15 protein-coding genes are annotated in these 15,216 nt (G+C 45.2%); 8 read left to right on the top strand and 7 right to left on the bottom strand.

Annotation, left to right across the window (positions count from 1 at the left end):
* Positions 1 to 72 precede the first annotated feature (72 nt).
* The gene (locus tag QF041_RS19650) at positions 73 to 1,014 is read left to right on the top strand and encodes an AraC family transcriptional regulator (protein ID WP_307415395.1); all 942 of its coding nucleotides are present in this window, start codon (positions 73 to 75) and stop codon (positions 1,012 to 1,014) included.
* 123 nt (positions 1,015 to 1,137) lie between these two features.
* Here QF041_RS19650 and QF041_RS19645 read toward each other — a convergent pair whose 3' ends face one another.
* The 7 genes from QF041_RS19645 to QF041_RS19615 form a co-directional block, all read right to left on the bottom strand.
* The gene (locus tag QF041_RS19645; RefSeq protein WP_307415394.1) at positions 1,138 to 1,821 is read right to left on the bottom strand and encodes an ABC transporter ATP-binding protein; all 684 of its coding nucleotides are present in this window, start codon (positions 1,819 to 1,821) and stop codon (positions 1,138 to 1,140) included.
* Positions 1,821 to 2,942 (bottom strand): ABC transporter permease, encoded by a 1,122-nt coding sequence (locus tag QF041_RS19640; RefSeq protein ID WP_307415393.1) that lies wholly within the window; start codon positions 2,940 to 2,942, stop codon positions 1,821 to 1,823. The genes QF041_RS19645 and QF041_RS19640 overlap by 1 nt, the downstream gene beginning before the upstream one ends.
* Before the next feature lie 123 nt (positions 2,943 to 3,065).
* Complete coding sequence (locus QF041_RS19635) at positions 3,066 to 3,632, bottom strand: TetR/AcrR family transcriptional regulator (RefSeq protein ID WP_307415392.1); 567 nt, start codon at positions 3,630 to 3,632, stop codon at positions 3,066 to 3,068.
* Between the two features lie 306 nt (positions 3,633 to 3,938).
* A complete protein-coding gene (gene pdxA / locus QF041_RS19630) occupies positions 3,939 to 4,940 on the bottom strand; it encodes a 4-hydroxythreonine-4-phosphate dehydrogenase PdxA (RefSeq protein WP_076329622.1) in 1,002 nt (333 codons plus the stop codon).
* The gene (locus QF041_RS19625; RefSeq protein WP_307415391.1) at positions 4,937 to 6,232 is read right to left on the bottom strand and encodes a four-carbon acid sugar kinase family protein; all 1,296 of its coding nucleotides are present in this window, start codon (positions 6,230 to 6,232) and stop codon (positions 4,937 to 4,939) included. The genes pdxA and QF041_RS19625 overlap by 4 nt, the downstream gene beginning before the upstream one ends.
* A 95-nt stretch (positions 6,233 to 6,327) precedes the next feature.
* The gene (locus tag QF041_RS19620; RefSeq protein WP_091038675.1) at positions 6,328 to 7,314 is read right to left on the bottom strand and encodes a 2-keto-3-deoxygluconate permease; all 987 of its coding nucleotides are present in this window, start codon (positions 7,312 to 7,314) and stop codon (positions 6,328 to 6,330) included.
* A 166-nt stretch (positions 7,315 to 7,480) separates the two neighbouring features.
* A complete protein-coding gene (locus tag QF041_RS19615; RefSeq protein ID WP_307415390.1) occupies positions 7,481 to 9,163 on the bottom strand; it encodes a sigma-54-dependent transcriptional regulator in 1,683 nt (560 codons plus the stop codon).
* 228 nt (positions 9,164 to 9,391) lie between these two features.
* Here QF041_RS19615 and QF041_RS19610 point away from each other — a divergent pair, with 228 nt between their 5' ends.
* From QF041_RS19610 to QF041_RS19580, 7 genes are all read left to right on the top strand, one after another.
* Positions 9,392 to 9,610, top strand: a complete 219-nt coding sequence (locus QF041_RS19610; RefSeq protein WP_133387261.1) for a hypothetical protein — start codon at positions 9,392 to 9,394, stop codon at positions 9,608 to 9,610.
* Between the two features lie 228 nt (positions 9,611 to 9,838).
* Positions 9,839 to 10,543 carry a PspA/IM30 family protein gene (locus QF041_RS19605; RefSeq protein WP_307415389.1) on the top strand — a complete coding sequence of 235 codons (705 nt, stop codon included), beginning with the start codon at positions 9,839 to 9,841 and terminating at the stop codon, positions 10,541 to 10,543.
* 36 nt (positions 10,544 to 10,579) lie between these two features.
* A complete protein-coding gene (locus QF041_RS19600) occupies positions 10,580 to 11,611 on the top strand; it encodes a TFIIB-type zinc ribbon-containing protein (RefSeq protein ID WP_047841485.1) in 1,032 nt (343 codons plus the stop codon).
* The gene (locus QF041_RS19595) at positions 11,608 to 12,408 is read left to right on the top strand and encodes a TPM domain-containing protein (RefSeq protein WP_307415388.1); all 801 of its coding nucleotides are present in this window, start codon (positions 11,608 to 11,610) and stop codon (positions 12,406 to 12,408) included. Before QF041_RS19600 ends, QF041_RS19595 begins: the two co-directional genes overlap by 4 nt.
* 46 nt (positions 12,409 to 12,454) lie before the next feature.
* On the top strand, positions 12,455 to 13,498 hold the full coding sequence (locus QF041_RS19590) for an SPFH domain-containing protein (protein WP_036674710.1): 1,044 nt from the start codon (positions 12,455 to 12,457) through the stop codon (positions 13,496 to 13,498).
* Positions 13,499 to 13,739: 241 nt separating this feature from the next.
* A complete protein-coding gene (locus tag QF041_RS19585) occupies positions 13,740 to 13,970 on the top strand; it encodes a DUF896 domain-containing protein (RefSeq protein ID WP_307415387.1) in 231 nt (76 codons plus the stop codon).
* Between the two features lie 131 nt (positions 13,971 to 14,101).
* Positions 14,102 to 15,058 carry a ring-cleaving dioxygenase gene (locus QF041_RS19580; RefSeq protein WP_307415386.1) on the top strand — a complete coding sequence of 319 codons (957 nt, stop codon included), beginning with the start codon at positions 14,102 to 14,104 and terminating at the stop codon, positions 15,056 to 15,058.
* The last annotated feature ends 158 nt before the right edge of the window (positions 15,059 to 15,216 follow it).

The following is a 15,216-nucleotide window of genomic DNA, read 5'->3' as shown; positions in this document are numbered from 1 at the left end:
TGAAAACAACGTCTTTTTATTGCATTTCATGCTAAAATAAAATCATTAGAATCAGGGATAGGGGGCATGTCCATGACACCATCGATTTTGGCATACGAGCAGGGATATGCGATCCATGTGAACCAGCCTGGAGATTCACTTTTTTATCATCTCGATTATGACGAGCGTTCCCATGAACTGAATATGGAGTTTCAGCATTTCCATGATTGCTATGAAATCTGTATCCTTCTGGATCGCACAGCTGCGCACATCATTGAAGGCAGTTTATATGAGATCCAGCCTCTGGATATCGTTCTGTTGCGGCCTTCTTTGCTGCATAAAACGCAATATCCGAAGGGTGCTCCGCCTAAACGATTGATGATCACCTTTGCCATGCCACGTAATACACCTGGTCTTGATAGCGGTTACACAGAGCTGTTCTCAATCTTTGATAAACCGATCCCGATATTCCGATTTACAGAAGAAAGACGCAAGGAAGTCCTCGCGCCGATCAATGATATTTTTGCTATATCGCAGCAGCCTTCTGCACTTCAATCGGTTATGATTCATAGCAAGTTCGTGGAGTTTCTCTGTGCTCTTCATCGTTACTCACCAGAGAACGGGTATGTGCGTGAAGAGACTGGATCAACGATGTCCAGGCGCATGTATGCCATTGCCTCTTATATTCACAGCCATTATCAGCAGGATTTATCTTTGGACGAAGTATCCAAGCGTTTTTATGTAAGTGCCCATCACTTGTCTCGCCAATTCAATAGGGTTACCGGCTTCACCTTCACGGAGTATGTGCAGATGACCCGTATTCGGAATGCTCAGCAATTGCTGCTGAATTCGAGTGAGAAAATCACAGATATTGCTGCACAGTGTGGGTTCACAAGCTTTTCCCAGTTCAATCGCATCTTCAACAAACAGAACGGAATGTCACCAAGTGCATATCGCCGAAGCAGACATTCGCAGAGCGAGCGTGAAGTTATGCTTGTGGGTGAGAGCCCCGAATCACTTGGGAGCCTAGAGTGAGAGGGACGAGGAGAGTGATGGACAGAGCTAAAATCTACTTAACATGTTACTCTTTTCTGAATAGAAGCTTTTTATAAAAGAAAGAATAGAGAAGAGAAATGGTATATTGTTTGGTGCATATATTTACGACTCAGCTAGGGACAAACCGCCATCATACATCCGATATACTCTGTCACAATATTCAAGCATACGCTCATCATGGGTAACCATAATGGCTGCTTTTTGGCGTGATTTCACTTCTTGCGCGATTAGACTAACCACTTCATGGGCTCGTTTGGTATCCAAACTGGCGGTTGGTTCATCAGCTAAGATGATGTTGGGATTATTCATTAAAGAACGAGCAATGGCTGTCCGTTGTTTCTCACCACCGGATAACTCTTCGGGAAAACTTTTTAACTTCAAACCCAGCCCCAGTTCTTCCAACAGCTTGGTGGCAAATGCCTTATCCTCTTTTTTAATCGTCCCCGCCATCCTTTTTACAACTAGCAGTTGATCCAGAACATTTAGATAGGGAACTAGATTTGAAGATTGCATAATAAATCCAACTTCTTGCAGCCTTATATTAGATAGCTCTTTCTCCGTAAGCTTCGAAATATGATTTCCGTTTAGTTGAATATCTCCTTCGGAGGCTTTCAGCATGGCCCCAGCAATAGATAAGAATGTACTTTTACCAGAACCAGAAGGTCCAACTACAGCAACAAACTCCCCCGGTTCCACGGATATGGATACATGATCAAGCGCGGTGATCCGATTGTTTCCTTCGGCATAATACATGGTGACTTCCCGCATGTGCAGTCCCTTACTCATTATTCAACCCTCCCGAGCGCCTTAAGCGGATCAATCTTAGTAATTTTGCGAACAGATACCAGTGAACTTAACATAGCAATAACCAGCAAGATAATAGAATAATTGAAGACAAGACTGGTTTCCAGCTTAAATGGCATTCCTTTTGGCATAATTGCTGCTGTCCCATAAGTCAGCAAGATTCCAACAACAATACTAGTCAGCGAAAGTACAAACACTTGCGAGATAATGGCTTTTCCCAAGAAACGGTTACTAGCGCCTATCGCTTTCATAATGCCGAACTGATTGGTCTTTTGCATCGTGATGACATAAAAGAATACCCCAAGCACAAATGCGGAGATTGCAAGCAAAAATGCAAGCATCATTAGAATCGTACCATTCTCTTCTTTGTACCCTGGCATACCTTGAACGGCTGCCGCTCGAGTAACCGTATCCGTACCTGATAGCATGTTATTAATTACATTTGGATCGATATCCTTGCCTTGTAACATGATTGCATTGACGGGTCCAGTAACTCCTTTATCAGAACCCGGAGCCGCGAAGGTAATCTTCCGCCATTCAGCCATTGGAGTAAATACGGATGCAACGTGGTTATAGGTCTGATTCTCCACATATCCGATAATTGTCAATGATTCAGTCGTTCCATCCAGTTGAAACGTGTCCCCAAGTTGATAGCCCTCATCTTTCATGGTTGAATTCACCACGACACCCGTAGGGTTCTCGGAAGACAGGCTTTCACCTTCTACAATAGCTGGTTCCAAAAAGCTGCCTGGGTCAATTCCTATAATCGCTATATCTACCTTATCTTCATTCTTGGTGCTATTCTCTTTCAGTGCCGTTGCCATCGTACTTCCCATGGGTGCAGCAGCATCCACATTTGGAAGCTTTTCTGCCTCAGCAACCAATTGATCTGACAGCAACGACTTGCTCATTGAAGACTGTGACCCTTCTTCAAAGATGACATAATCAGCCTTCATGGTCTTGAATGTTGACGCAGCTAGCGTAGATAATCCATTCCCCAGACCGGATAAAATAAATACCAACCAAGCGATTAGTACAAAAATAATGATAATCATTAAAAATTTCATTTTACTATGCATTAATTCCTTCATAGCTAAAAACATGATCTGTTCAACTCCTTCTTTCATTTTTATTGACACATGTGTCAAATTAGAGGTGCGGCCGCGTGGTTTATATAATTAAACGATATAAATGACACATGTGTCAAATTTAATCCAAGAATAAATCTAGCTCTTGGCTCCCCCAACCCACATTTGAAACAACAGCTTCCCCCAATCAGGCGTAGGGATATTTAGCATATTAGGCGTATTAATTAAGTTAAAAAAAACACCAATAAGTACAGGTAGAGGAATATCTTGTCGCAGGGCTTGATCCTGCTGTGCACGTTCAAATAAGCGTGATAATTGAATTTTTAGGGTCCTATGTGCTTCCTCAATAAATTCAAGATCTCTCGCTGCAGCAGCAGAATTAGTCGTATTAATTTTACTGGCATCTCCCAGAAGTTGATGGAGCGTAGATTCTTCTGCGTAGATCAGAAGCAGTTGCTCAAGAGCATCCATTGGATCAGTCTCATCAATGGCTAATGAATTCTCTAATACGGTTGCAATTGATCGCTTCATACAAGCAGCAACGATCTCTTCTTTATTCGCGTAATATTGATATATCGTGCTCCGGGCTCCGGACAGATGCTGTGAGAGCAGCTTGAGATGAAAACCGTCATAGCCATGCTCAAGTATTAATTTTTTAGTTGTGTCCAGTAGCTCTGTTTCAGTAAAAGATTGTTTTCTTCCCATTAAATCTCTTCCTTTTTATCATTTAAAGTCGGTGTGAACTTCACGTAATCGATGTGTACTGCAGGTCTGCAGGAGTTCTACACTTACTTGCTTATTATGATCAGTTTAGCATATGTTTGATGGCCATAATACCAACCAAGACTATTGTTCTGGATAAATGGGTGGACGATATACAAAAAGGCAAACCCTTGAACTTACAGAGGGTTTGCCTTTTTCCTTCTATTTATCGAATACCGAATATATACCGATACGAATACAATTGATCTTACGATCAGACTCACTCATGTCCCCGTATGACGGCTACTCTTAAACATGATCTTTCGGCGCCAGCTCAATAGCAGAGCGGATGGCGGCCAGCATGCTTTTATCATCGGCGATATTTTTGCCGGCGATATCGAAGGCTGTACCGTGGTCAACCGACGTACGAATGATGCCGCCCTTCAGACCAACGGTGATGTTCACGCCTTCCTCGATGCCCATTACCTTAATTGGCGCATGGCCTTGGTCGTGGTAGCAAGCTACTACGATATCGAAGTCGCCGCGGCCAGCGCGGAAGAAGAGTGTGTCCGCCGGGAGTGGACCAACGACGTTAATGCCTTCCTGCTGCGCACGCTCAATGCCGGGCTGCAGTTTCTCTTCTTCTTCTCCATTACCGAACAAGCCGTTCTCCCCGGCATGAGGATTGATTCCGCATACGGCAACGCGCGGATTCTCAAAGCCTGCTTTTTTCAACGTATCATGAGCAAGCTTCACAACGGTGTAGGTTCTTTCCGGGTTAATACTCGCAATGGCATCGATCAGACCCATGTGTGTTGTCAGGTGAATAACGCGCAGATTCGGCGTGGTCAGCATCATCGAGAAGTCCTGCGTATCCGTCAGGTCAGCCAGAATCTCGGTGTGCCCCGGATACAGGTGCCCCCCTTGATGGAGAGCTTCTTTGTTCAAAGGCGCGGTGCAGATGGAGTGAATCTGCTGTTTTTTAGCAAGATCAATAGCTTTGGCGAGAAACTGGAATGCTGCATCCCCAGCCACGGCAGATACTTTACCGTATTCCAGATCCGCAGGAACGAGGTTCAGATCAATCACATCCACAGTACCGAATTCATACTTGGCTTCAGAAGGCTCTTGAATCGCATTAACGTTCAGACTTGAGCCGATGACAGGCAACACACGCTCCAGAATCTTCGCATCACCGATAACGAGTGGATTGCACTGATCGTACATTTCTTGATGACCCAGTGCTTTCATAATAATCTCCGGTCCAATACCTGCTGCGTCGCCCATCGTAATTCCAATTGTAGGTTTCATACGAGAATACCCCCTTTTAATTTTTGAATCGCATGGATAAAGACATCGGGTTTACCGAATCCGCCAGCTTTGGTAATCACATGCAGATCATCAATCCCTATAAACTTGGAGATCGGTACACCGATTTCAAGCTCATCCAGCAGCTCGAAGCCGCTAATATTCCATTTCAGACAGATTTGCTTAGCCGTATCGCCACCAGTCATGGATACCCCTTTGAATAGTCCCTCTTCCAGCAGTCTGGCACAGATTTCACCCATCGCGAGTACAATTTCATTGCTGACTTCCGTGTGATTGAGACCACGAATTTCGCCCGTTGCCCGTGCCAGTTCGATATCCACCTGTTCAGCGGTGGAGTAGAGGACAACATCTTGTCCTTCCAGCGCTTTGTCTCGGACCTCGTTATAGACACGTTCCATCTCTTCCGCGCGGTCTGCGGTTGCGGATACCGCTTTGAAGGAATGGAAAGAGACTGAAGCTACGCGGGAGTTACGCATCAATCGATGCAGCTGCTCGCGAGAATTTTTGTTCACGCTGCCGACCACCGTTAAGATTGGACCAGAATTCTCCGGGATCTCAAGTGACGCAGCCCTGGATTCCAACTCGTAATGCGCGGGGAGGTAATTGGCAATACCCGCCGAACCTGCCCAAGTAAAGGTATAATCCAACTCGCGAGTCATCTGCAGAATCAGTTCCAGATGTCTTTCTTCGGTGGAGTCCACCATTACATAAGGAATGTTATTTGTTTTCAACTGCTCTAGCTTGGTGCGAATATGATTCTGCCCGGCTTCCAGATCGGCGACGGTGATCTCGCCAACTTCGTACTTGGTCTGTTGTTTCAACAAGTCGGGAAGGTAGGAAATCGTTACAGGTGTCTTCGGATCATGGGCAATTTCAGTATCTGCCAGCGGAACGCCGTTCAGGTAATGAATTCCTTCCAATATCGTCCGGTTATTTTTTGGATATCCCGGGGCAATCATCATAAAGTCCGGCTTTACGACATCATATACAGCATCAATCTCGATGCCGATATTACCGCGCATGGTGGAGTCCATTTTTTTGAAAATCGTCTCAAATCCGTTGTTCGTCAGCAATTCAGCAGCCCGATATACACGGTCATACGCTTCCTGCGGGGATATGGAACGACTATCTGTATCAAAGACGACGGCATCGTAACGTGTAAGAGGGCCTTCATCCATATTAAAAAGAACACTGGTCTTCAAGCCATGACGGGCAAGCTGCACCCCGCTGTCATTGGCACCGGTCAAATCATCTGCAATAATGGCTAATTTCATGCAGTCATCCCTCCTTGTAAGCACAATTTAATAAAAAGTCCGTTCAGATCATCCATTAAGCACAGATTAAGCACATTAAATCAGGTGAAACCCATTTATGTGGTTGGTCGTTGATTGTATTTCTCGACTCCACCTGATTTCTCCAGTCGTTTGGAGAGGAACCCGATGAAGATCGGCAACAGGATGGCTGTTGTTACAACGCTCGCTGCAATTTGCACCGTAGCAATCTCGGCAATCGGGCCAAATGAAGCATTAGCAGCAACGATGGCAGCAGGTGTACCTACAGCATTCCCGGCAGTTGAACCTTCGGAAGCACCCACGATGGGGTTCCAGCCGATGGCTTTAAAGAGCAGGAAACCGATTCCGCCCGTTAATAACACGGTTAACACACCCAGTAAAATTCCGCTAAGACCACCTTGAATGATGGAGGAGAAGCTAATGTTCATACCGAGAGCAAATGCAAAGAACGGAACAAGTTTGTCGCTGCCTTTATGCAGCCATTCCGCCAGATTGCGGTCCAGATTACCAATAATGACACCAACGATGAGCGGAAGCAATACTGCGACAAAGGCCATAGGGGAAAACATACCGTTCGCAAAACCCATCGCACCAAAGACGGAGAGCGCTACCATGGTCAGGAAAGGACCATCACTGAGTGCCAGGAAAGGGTAGGCTGCTTTGTCATCTTCTTTCCCGTATTGGCCGGCCAGAGCAATGTACAAACCGCCGTTGGAGTTAGTCATCGCAGCAATAATGGCAAGCGGGGCCAGGCCGAGAAATAACCCGTTTGAATCCGCGAACAAAATAGCGATAAAACCAAGGGCTGCACCAATCACCCATTTGAATGTAAGCAAGGTCAAGCCTTTGCCGACAGAGGAACCTGCTGTTTTAAACGTAATCTGTGTACCCGCAATGAACAGGAACAGGGCAATCAAAGTACTGGCACTGTTAACAAAAAGGGCTTCCGTGAATCCGCCAATGCGCAGGGCATTCGGGAAGAATGTATTAATGGTTGCACCGAGTAACAGGGGAACGACCATCATACCGCCAGGGATGCGATCTAAAGTTGCTTTAATGTTCATAGTAGTAGCTCCTTATGAAGTAATCGTTTTTATGAAGCGCTTGCAGGGATTATGTTATCCCATATCGTTTAATATAGCAACAATAAATTATTGTAAATTTTAAATACTTGGTTAACTGTTTAAAAATGCAACACATAAAAGCGATAAAAAAGACGCAAACTTAAAGTTAATCTTTAAGTTTACGCCATAATGTGGCCCGGTTAATCCCCAGACGCTCTGCGGCCTTTGATTGATTGTTATTTTCCTCCTGAAGCACGATCTGAATAATTTCCTTCTCAATCTCCTTCAACGTACCGTTCAACTTCATTGGGCTTGAAGAAGGTTGCTGATCCAGCAACCGGGACAAGGTAGCCGTGGTGATTACATAATCTTGTTCGTTGAGTGCAGCCTGCTTGATCAGGTGTTTCAGCTGGTTGACGTTCATATGTGTGATCTGATCTTGGATCAGCTGTAGAGTATCTTCTTTGATTCTCACCGCAGTAGTTCCGTATTTGTGGTAGTAATCCGTCAGGAAATGCTGCATCAGTGGAGCCAGATCCTCTGGTCTATCCGCAAGATTTGGCATCATGATTGTATTAAGCTCCAGATCGAGTGACCACTGCGGGTTTAATATCTGTTCCCCGAGTATAAACACCCCAATCTTGTTTTGAAGGCAACTCTTGATAAAGGAGAGCAACTCCGGATCTTCCATACGTGTTTCCATGTGGTTAATCTCTACATTTCTAACCTTGGCGAGTGGTATCTTGTGCAAATGGCCGGGCGGAACTTGCGTGAGATCCATCTGTAATAACAGTCCGCCACCGGAGTACATCTGATGAATATGTTTGACCAGAAAAGATTTACCGGAATCCGCTTCACCCCGCAGATAGATCGGTTCATGATTCTCGTAAAGTGCTCGAATGTTCTGTAATACCGCCTGCATGGCAGGGGATTCGGCAACGATAGGCTCCATCGATGCGTCCGTAAACGTTGTGATGCCGAATTGTGCAAAGGCATAGGGTTGTCCTTTTTCCAGCATATATACCTTGTAGTTCTTGTTGTCCAGGGTCGTTTCATAGGCGTTAACCGTAAGTTGATAATCGTCTACCATGAACACATTTTGGATCTGGGATTGATGGAAATCCAGGCTGGTGTTGGTCAGATATATGTGATTATCGGTCAGCGGATTCTTCTCAAAATCAGTCAGATTCTCGAATACCACTTCATTCCGTTCATTTAAAATAAGTAAATTGGGATGTTCCCGTGTAACCAGGTCATTCAGGATGATCGATATCGCATGATTTTTGCTCAAATAACGGTAGACCAGCTGTGCATCCTCCATCGCTCTAAGGATGGATTCCTGGCCAGATTGGATTAACAATCCCTCCAGACCATAGGTCTTCGCGGTGTTGACGGTAATCACATCTCCGACAATCTGTCGGTACCCGGAAGCCTTCAACTCCAGGAGTAATCGTGCCACATCTTCCGAGCTATGTATGGTATAGACCTTGAGGGGCAGATCCATCAGATCAATAATCGATTGTGCACCAGAGGTGATGTTGGAGAAGCCAACGATGGCTGTCTTGCCGTTAAACTGGCTTGCTAGTGTAAGTGAACGAATCATATCATAGCCCGATAACTGCACATCAATGACGGGAATGGTCACTGCTTTTTTAATGAGTTGGGCGGTTCCGCCGCGGCTGATGATAATCTCTGCACCATTTTTCTCAGCTTGAGTTGCTAATTCCACACCGTTCGCCAAGTCGCCCACGTCCGTCTGAATGGTTAACTGGGGAAAGCGAGGAATGCACTCTTGTATAATAGGAATCATCGATTCGTAGGGAGCAATAAAGTGAACTCGTGTACGCATAATTTTCCTGCCTTTATAGAAAACTTTGATCCCCTTATTATAGCCAACTTACGAAGGAATGGCACCTATGGGGGAAGCAGCCCTGTTGTGTCTGCAAAATGCCCGTGTGATATGCCTTCATAACTCTCCGAGTGGAATGTGATGAAGTACACTGAATAGAATTGTTATCTATTTCAAAATTAATAGATAATTGCACATGATAAGTGTGGAGAAGCGAGGAGATTTCATATGGGAGACATTCATAAAGTAGCTGAGCCGGATCACATCATTAAGGATGTTGTTGGGAAGTTCCCGTGCAGGGTGCTGTGGAGTGAAGGCCGTCCATGTCTGGAGTATCAAAGAGAAGAGGATATGGCGTTAATAACCGAATACGTCCATAAAACGTATAACGTTGAATTATTGGATGTGTTTTTCACAGCGGTGGAGAGCCTTCCGGTTGAGCCATAGATTAGGTAGGGATTTGTGGATTGCGAGAAAGGATTAGTACTTGAGTTATTGTGTGTTTATACAAGGTCATAAGGCGACACTATAGGTGTTCGTCTTTTCTTTTATTACTCCATCATTACCCGACTTTGAATCGTAGTAACTCCACTTGTCATCGTGAAATGTGAAACGTATGTGGGCGTATTCATGTATTATAGTATACATATGAACTTTTCGGAGGAGGAACAAGTAATGGGAATCTTATCGAGGTTTAGAGACGTGATGAAGGCGAATATTAACCACATGTTGTCGCGGGCGGAAGACCCGGAGAAGAGTGTGAATGAATATATGCGAAGCCTGAGCAGTGATCTGGGTCAGGTGAAGGCTGAGACAACGGCGGTGTTGTCGGATGAGAGCCGGGCGAAGCGAGCATTGGATGAGTGTAACGCCGAGGTCAAGAAGTTACAGCGGTATGCGGAAAAATCGGCGGAGTCGGGAGACGAAGACAAGGCGCGTGGTTTTCTGGAGAAGAAAGTGAAGTTAGCTGACAAATTGAACGAATTACAAGCCGCCTATGAACGTGCTTCCGCCAAAGCCAAGATGATGAAGCATATGAATGATAAATTGGTTGCAGATCTGGGGCAATTGGAGGCGCGGCATGCAGAACTGAAAGGTCGCATGGCAGATGCAAAGGCGCAGCAACAGGCCAACGAACGGAATGCATCTACGGGCAGAGCTGATGCTGCATTGAAGGCCATGGAAGACAAGGCGAATCAGGCGCTGAACGAAGCAGAGGCTTTGGCAGAACTTCGTGCTGGCGCACAGGAAGATGATTTGGACGAATTAATTGCCCAGTTGGAGAGAGACATGAACGCAGATGCGGGTAATAATGAGAATGCATCGCCAAGTGCAGAGGAAGAACTCGCAGCGATTCAGGAAAAGCTGAAGAATAAGTAGTACGTTACACCATTTCGTTAACATTGAGGTGAGCAGATGCCGGTTATTGAATATAAATGTCCAAACTGCGGCAGTGGTATGATCTTTGACAGTGTGTCAGGTGCATTATCCTGTCCCAGCTGCGGCCGCCAGGACAACATAGAGCAGATCCCCGATCCCTTGAAGAGACAAGTATTCACCGAAAATGAGGTCAAGGAATACCACTGTAACAGCTGCGGAGCTGACATCGTGACAGAACCGGAGACCAGTGCGACGACCTGCAGTTTCTGCGGTGCAGCGGTTGTACTCAGTGATCGGCTGACGGGCAATCTGGCCCCTGCGATGGTGATTCCCTTTTCGATCAACAAGGATCAAGCCAAGCAGGCTTTCAAAAAGTGGTGCAAAAACGGCCTGTTAACGCCAAGTGGCTTCATGTCCGCCGATCGGATTCAGAGCATTACCGGCATGTACGTGCCGTTCTGGTTGTACGAGTTACATAACAAAATCGAAGTGCATGGTCGTGGCACCAAGGTCAGATCCTACACCCAGGGCGACTACCATTACACGGAAACACAGCATTTCGATATATACCGCCGGATTCGGCTGAATTACGTGAACCTGCCCATCGATGCATCGGAGAAAATGAAGGATGAACTGATGGATAAGCTGGAGCCATTTCCATATAATCAGCTGAAATTGTTCAAGACCCCGTATCTGGCGGGGTACATTGCGGAAAAATACAGTTATACGGACGAGGAACTTTTTCCACGGGCCAAGGATAAAACGAGATCGTACATTGATTCTTATATTGCTTCAACCGTGTCCGGTTATAGCAGCGTGAGCTACACGGACAAACAGATTGATACTACGCTCAAAAATGCAGACTATGTGCTGCTCCCGGTGTGGATGGTCAACTATGACTACAATCGGGCACAGTATACCTTTGCCATGAATGGTCAGACAGGTAAAGTGGTCGGCAAACCACCGATCAGCAAAGCCAAAGTGGCAGGATGGTTCGCAGGAGTCTCTGCGGTCTCGTTGTTGTCACTGAAGCTGGTTTCCTGGATGATGGGAGGTGGATTCTTATGAGAAAAAGAACCTCTCTGGCCGTGATGGCTACGCTCATTTTACTTATGATAACCCTTGTCGCTCCGTTGATTCCCATGTCATCGGCATCCGCAGCGGAGAGCAAAAATCTCATCTACGACGAGGCCGACCTGCTGAGTGAGCAGGAGATAAGTGAACTGAATCTACTTGCGAATCAGTATGGCGCGGAACGGCAGACAGACTTTGTTATTTTGACAACAAATAATGTTGAGAATCAGGATGTTATACTCTTAACTGAAGATTTTTATGATGAGCAGAGGCTAGGATACGATAAAGAACATGGTAATGCTGTCATATTGACGATGGACATGAATAATCGTGAAGTATATTTGGCTGGGTTTTATAAGGCAAAAGAGTATCTGGACGATCAGCGGCTTGATGCTATCCGTACCCGAATTACCTCTGAATTGTCCAATGGGAATTATAAACTCGCATTTGAGAAATATATTGAGCTCTCTTACAAATATATGGGGTATGAACCTGATGTGAATCCAAACAATATTTTGTTCAACGGTTGGTTTCAGTTGGGAGTATCTGTAGTTCTTGGCGGTATTGTTGTTGGTATGATGACCTATCGTTCCGGGGGACGTGTCACGGTCAATCGTGCGACTTATGAGGATTCAAGCAATTCCAGTGTAATTGATCGTCAGGATCGTTATATCCGTACAACCGTAACCAAGCGCAAAATCGAGAAGAACAACAACAACGGTGGCGGAGGAGGAGGCGGGGGTACCTCCCGAGGCGGTCATTCACACAGTGGAAGTAGAGGGTCGTTTTAGTAACTGAGTAATCGGATTACGTTAAATAGAAGGGATGGGAATTAGTATGGGATTTTTCAGAAATCAGTTTTCGAATGTGGTGGAATGGGAAGAATTTAGAGATGACATGATATTTTGGAAATGGAGTAACCGGGAGATCAAGAAGGGGAGTAAACTCATCATCCGTTCGGGTCAGGACGCGATTTTCCTGAATAACGGTAAAGTGGAAGGCATTTTCGAGGACGAAGGATCGTTCAATATTGATTCAGAGATCATTCCGTTTCTTTCTACATTAAAAGGGTTCAAATTCGGATTTAACAGCGGCATGCGGGTCGAAGTGTTGTTTGTAAATACAAAAGAGTTCACCGTGCGGTGGGGCACGCAAAGTCCGGTGTTGATTCCAACACCACAACTCCCGGGCGGGATGCCGATTCGGGCCAACGGTACATTTAATTTTAAAGTAAGTGACTATGTGACCCTGATTGATAAGATTGCAGGCATCAAGCAGAGTTATCTGGTCGAGGATGTCAAAATCCGAATCACTTCCGTGCTGGATCAGCTTCTAATGAAGTGGATTAGCCGCGAAGGGAAGGATATGTTCAACCTGCAGGCCAATGCATCGGATATTGCCAAAGGTATTCAGGAAGATCTGGATATGCAGATGATGGACATCGGGATTGGGATTACCGGTTTCCAAGTGATGAGCTTCAACTATCCGAAAGAGATTCAGGATATGATTACAAAGACCGCTTCGCATGAGATGATTGGTAATCTGCAAAAGTATCAACAGGTCAGCATGACAGACGGCATCTCATCCGGTAAAGTACAGGGCGGCGGCGCAGCTTCGGATATGGCGGGCATGATGATGGGTATGAACATGGCCAATGAAATGATGAAAAACATGAACCAGAACCAAGGCCAAAACCAGAACAATAATTCCAATTCGTCTCAGAATCAAAATAACGACCAGAAGCCAGCGGGAAATAGCAACGGTGATTCAGGTAACTCTTCATCTACAGAAGGCAACAAGAAGCCAAACTTCTGCCCGAACTGTGGAGCCAAAAATGAAGGTGCCAACTTCTGTCCGAATTGTGGTCAAAAGCTGGGCTAATCAAATAAATACGTGAAGGGCTAGTCCAGCAGTGGTTGAGATATTGCGGAGCTAGCCCTTTTTTGTTTTATAGTTAAAGCAACATGGCGTAGATTAGAGGAGCAGGATCAATTATTTTAATTTTGATAAAAGAGTTGACAACCGATCACAAATCATTTATCTTTAACTTAAGATATTTAATTTAAATATAAATAACAACCAAAGCAAATATCTTTAATCCATTACACAAGGAGAGATCAAGATGATTATCCCAACATTGACCAGAATAAATGAACTTTCAAGAAAAGCCAAAGAGGGCGGATTGACGGAGATGGAGAAAGAGGAACAGGTTCGTCTTCGCCAGGAATATCTGCAAACTTTTCGCGGTTCGGTCAACGACATTCTGCTGAATGCAACCATCTATGATCCAAACGGCGATGACGTGACTCCTGATAAATTGAAACAAGAACAGGCCAATCAAAATAACGGCTAGAATACAATTCGCTAGATCATATATCTTAATTTAAAGATAATACAAATTACTATAAATCAATTAACTAACTCAAATATCTATCACACCTACTCAATTCAAAACATGCTTACCAAACCAAGGAGGAATTAATCATGACTATTCAAACAGCAGGTATTCACCATATTACAGCTTTCGCAGGAGATCCACAGGCTAACGTAGATTTTTATGCCGGAGTTCTGGGACTTCGTCTGGTGAAAAAAACAATCAACTTCGATGCACCTGATGTATATCATCTGTATTTTGGCGATGAACACGGAAGCCCAGGTACCATCATTACCTTCTTCCCATCCGCTGGATCACCACGGGGCAAAATTGGCGGAGGTCAGGTCGGCATCACTTCCTATGTCATTCCTCCTGGGTCGATTGGCTTCTGGCAGAATCGGCTGGAACAGTATAACATTGAGGTAACCAAAACAAGTCGCTTCAATGAAGACCTGCTTCAATTCGAAGATGGCGAAGGCCTGCGGCTTGAGCTTGTTGAACGGGAAGAGGGAGCAACCAGCACTTGGGCGCACGAAGGCATTCCAACAGATAAAGCAATCAAAGGCTTCGGCGGTGCTGTCCTGTTCAGTGTTAACCCGCAAAGAACGATGGATGCTCTTGAGAAAATTTTGGGATTTGTCAGAGTGAGTGAAAATGAAGAGTATGCTCGTTTCCGGTCCAGCGGGGATATCGGTAATGTCGTAGATGTTCCAGTGACCCGTATGGCTCTGGGTATGGGCGGCGCAGGAACCGTGCACCATATTGCATGGCGCGCCAAAGATGATGAGGAGCATGCACAGTGGAGTGAAGCTGTACGCGAGTATGGCTACCAACCGACTCCAGTTCGGGATCGTCAGTACTTTAATGCAATCTACTTCAGAGAAGCTGGCGGCATTCTGTTTGAAATTGCTACAGATCCTCCGGGCTTTGCCAAAGATGAACCTGCTGATTCGCTTGGACAAAAATTGATGCTGCCTGAGTGGTTCGAGAAATATCGTCCTCAAATTGAGGACAATCTGCAACCGATCGAAGTCAGAACGCTCGTACCTGCTACAGCTGCGAATTAATAATAGTTCTATTACTATATAGGTTGAACTATCCATTTACACAATAACGGAGAGGACAGAAAAAACCTGAAAAAGCGAAGCGTTTGCATTTATCCCCGGATTTTCCCTTGGGAAAAGGAAATAGAAAAAAATCTGGGGATAACAGCGATTGGAGGGTT

Origin of the sequence: Paenibacillus sp. W2I17, assembly GCF_030815985.1 — a bacterium.
In the GTDB taxonomy this organism is placed as follows: domain Bacteria; phylum Bacillota; class Bacilli; order Paenibacillales; family Paenibacillaceae; genus Paenibacillus.
The sequence above is the reverse complement of the archived record's forward strand: the minus strand, read 5'-3'. Positions and strand labels throughout refer to the sequence as shown.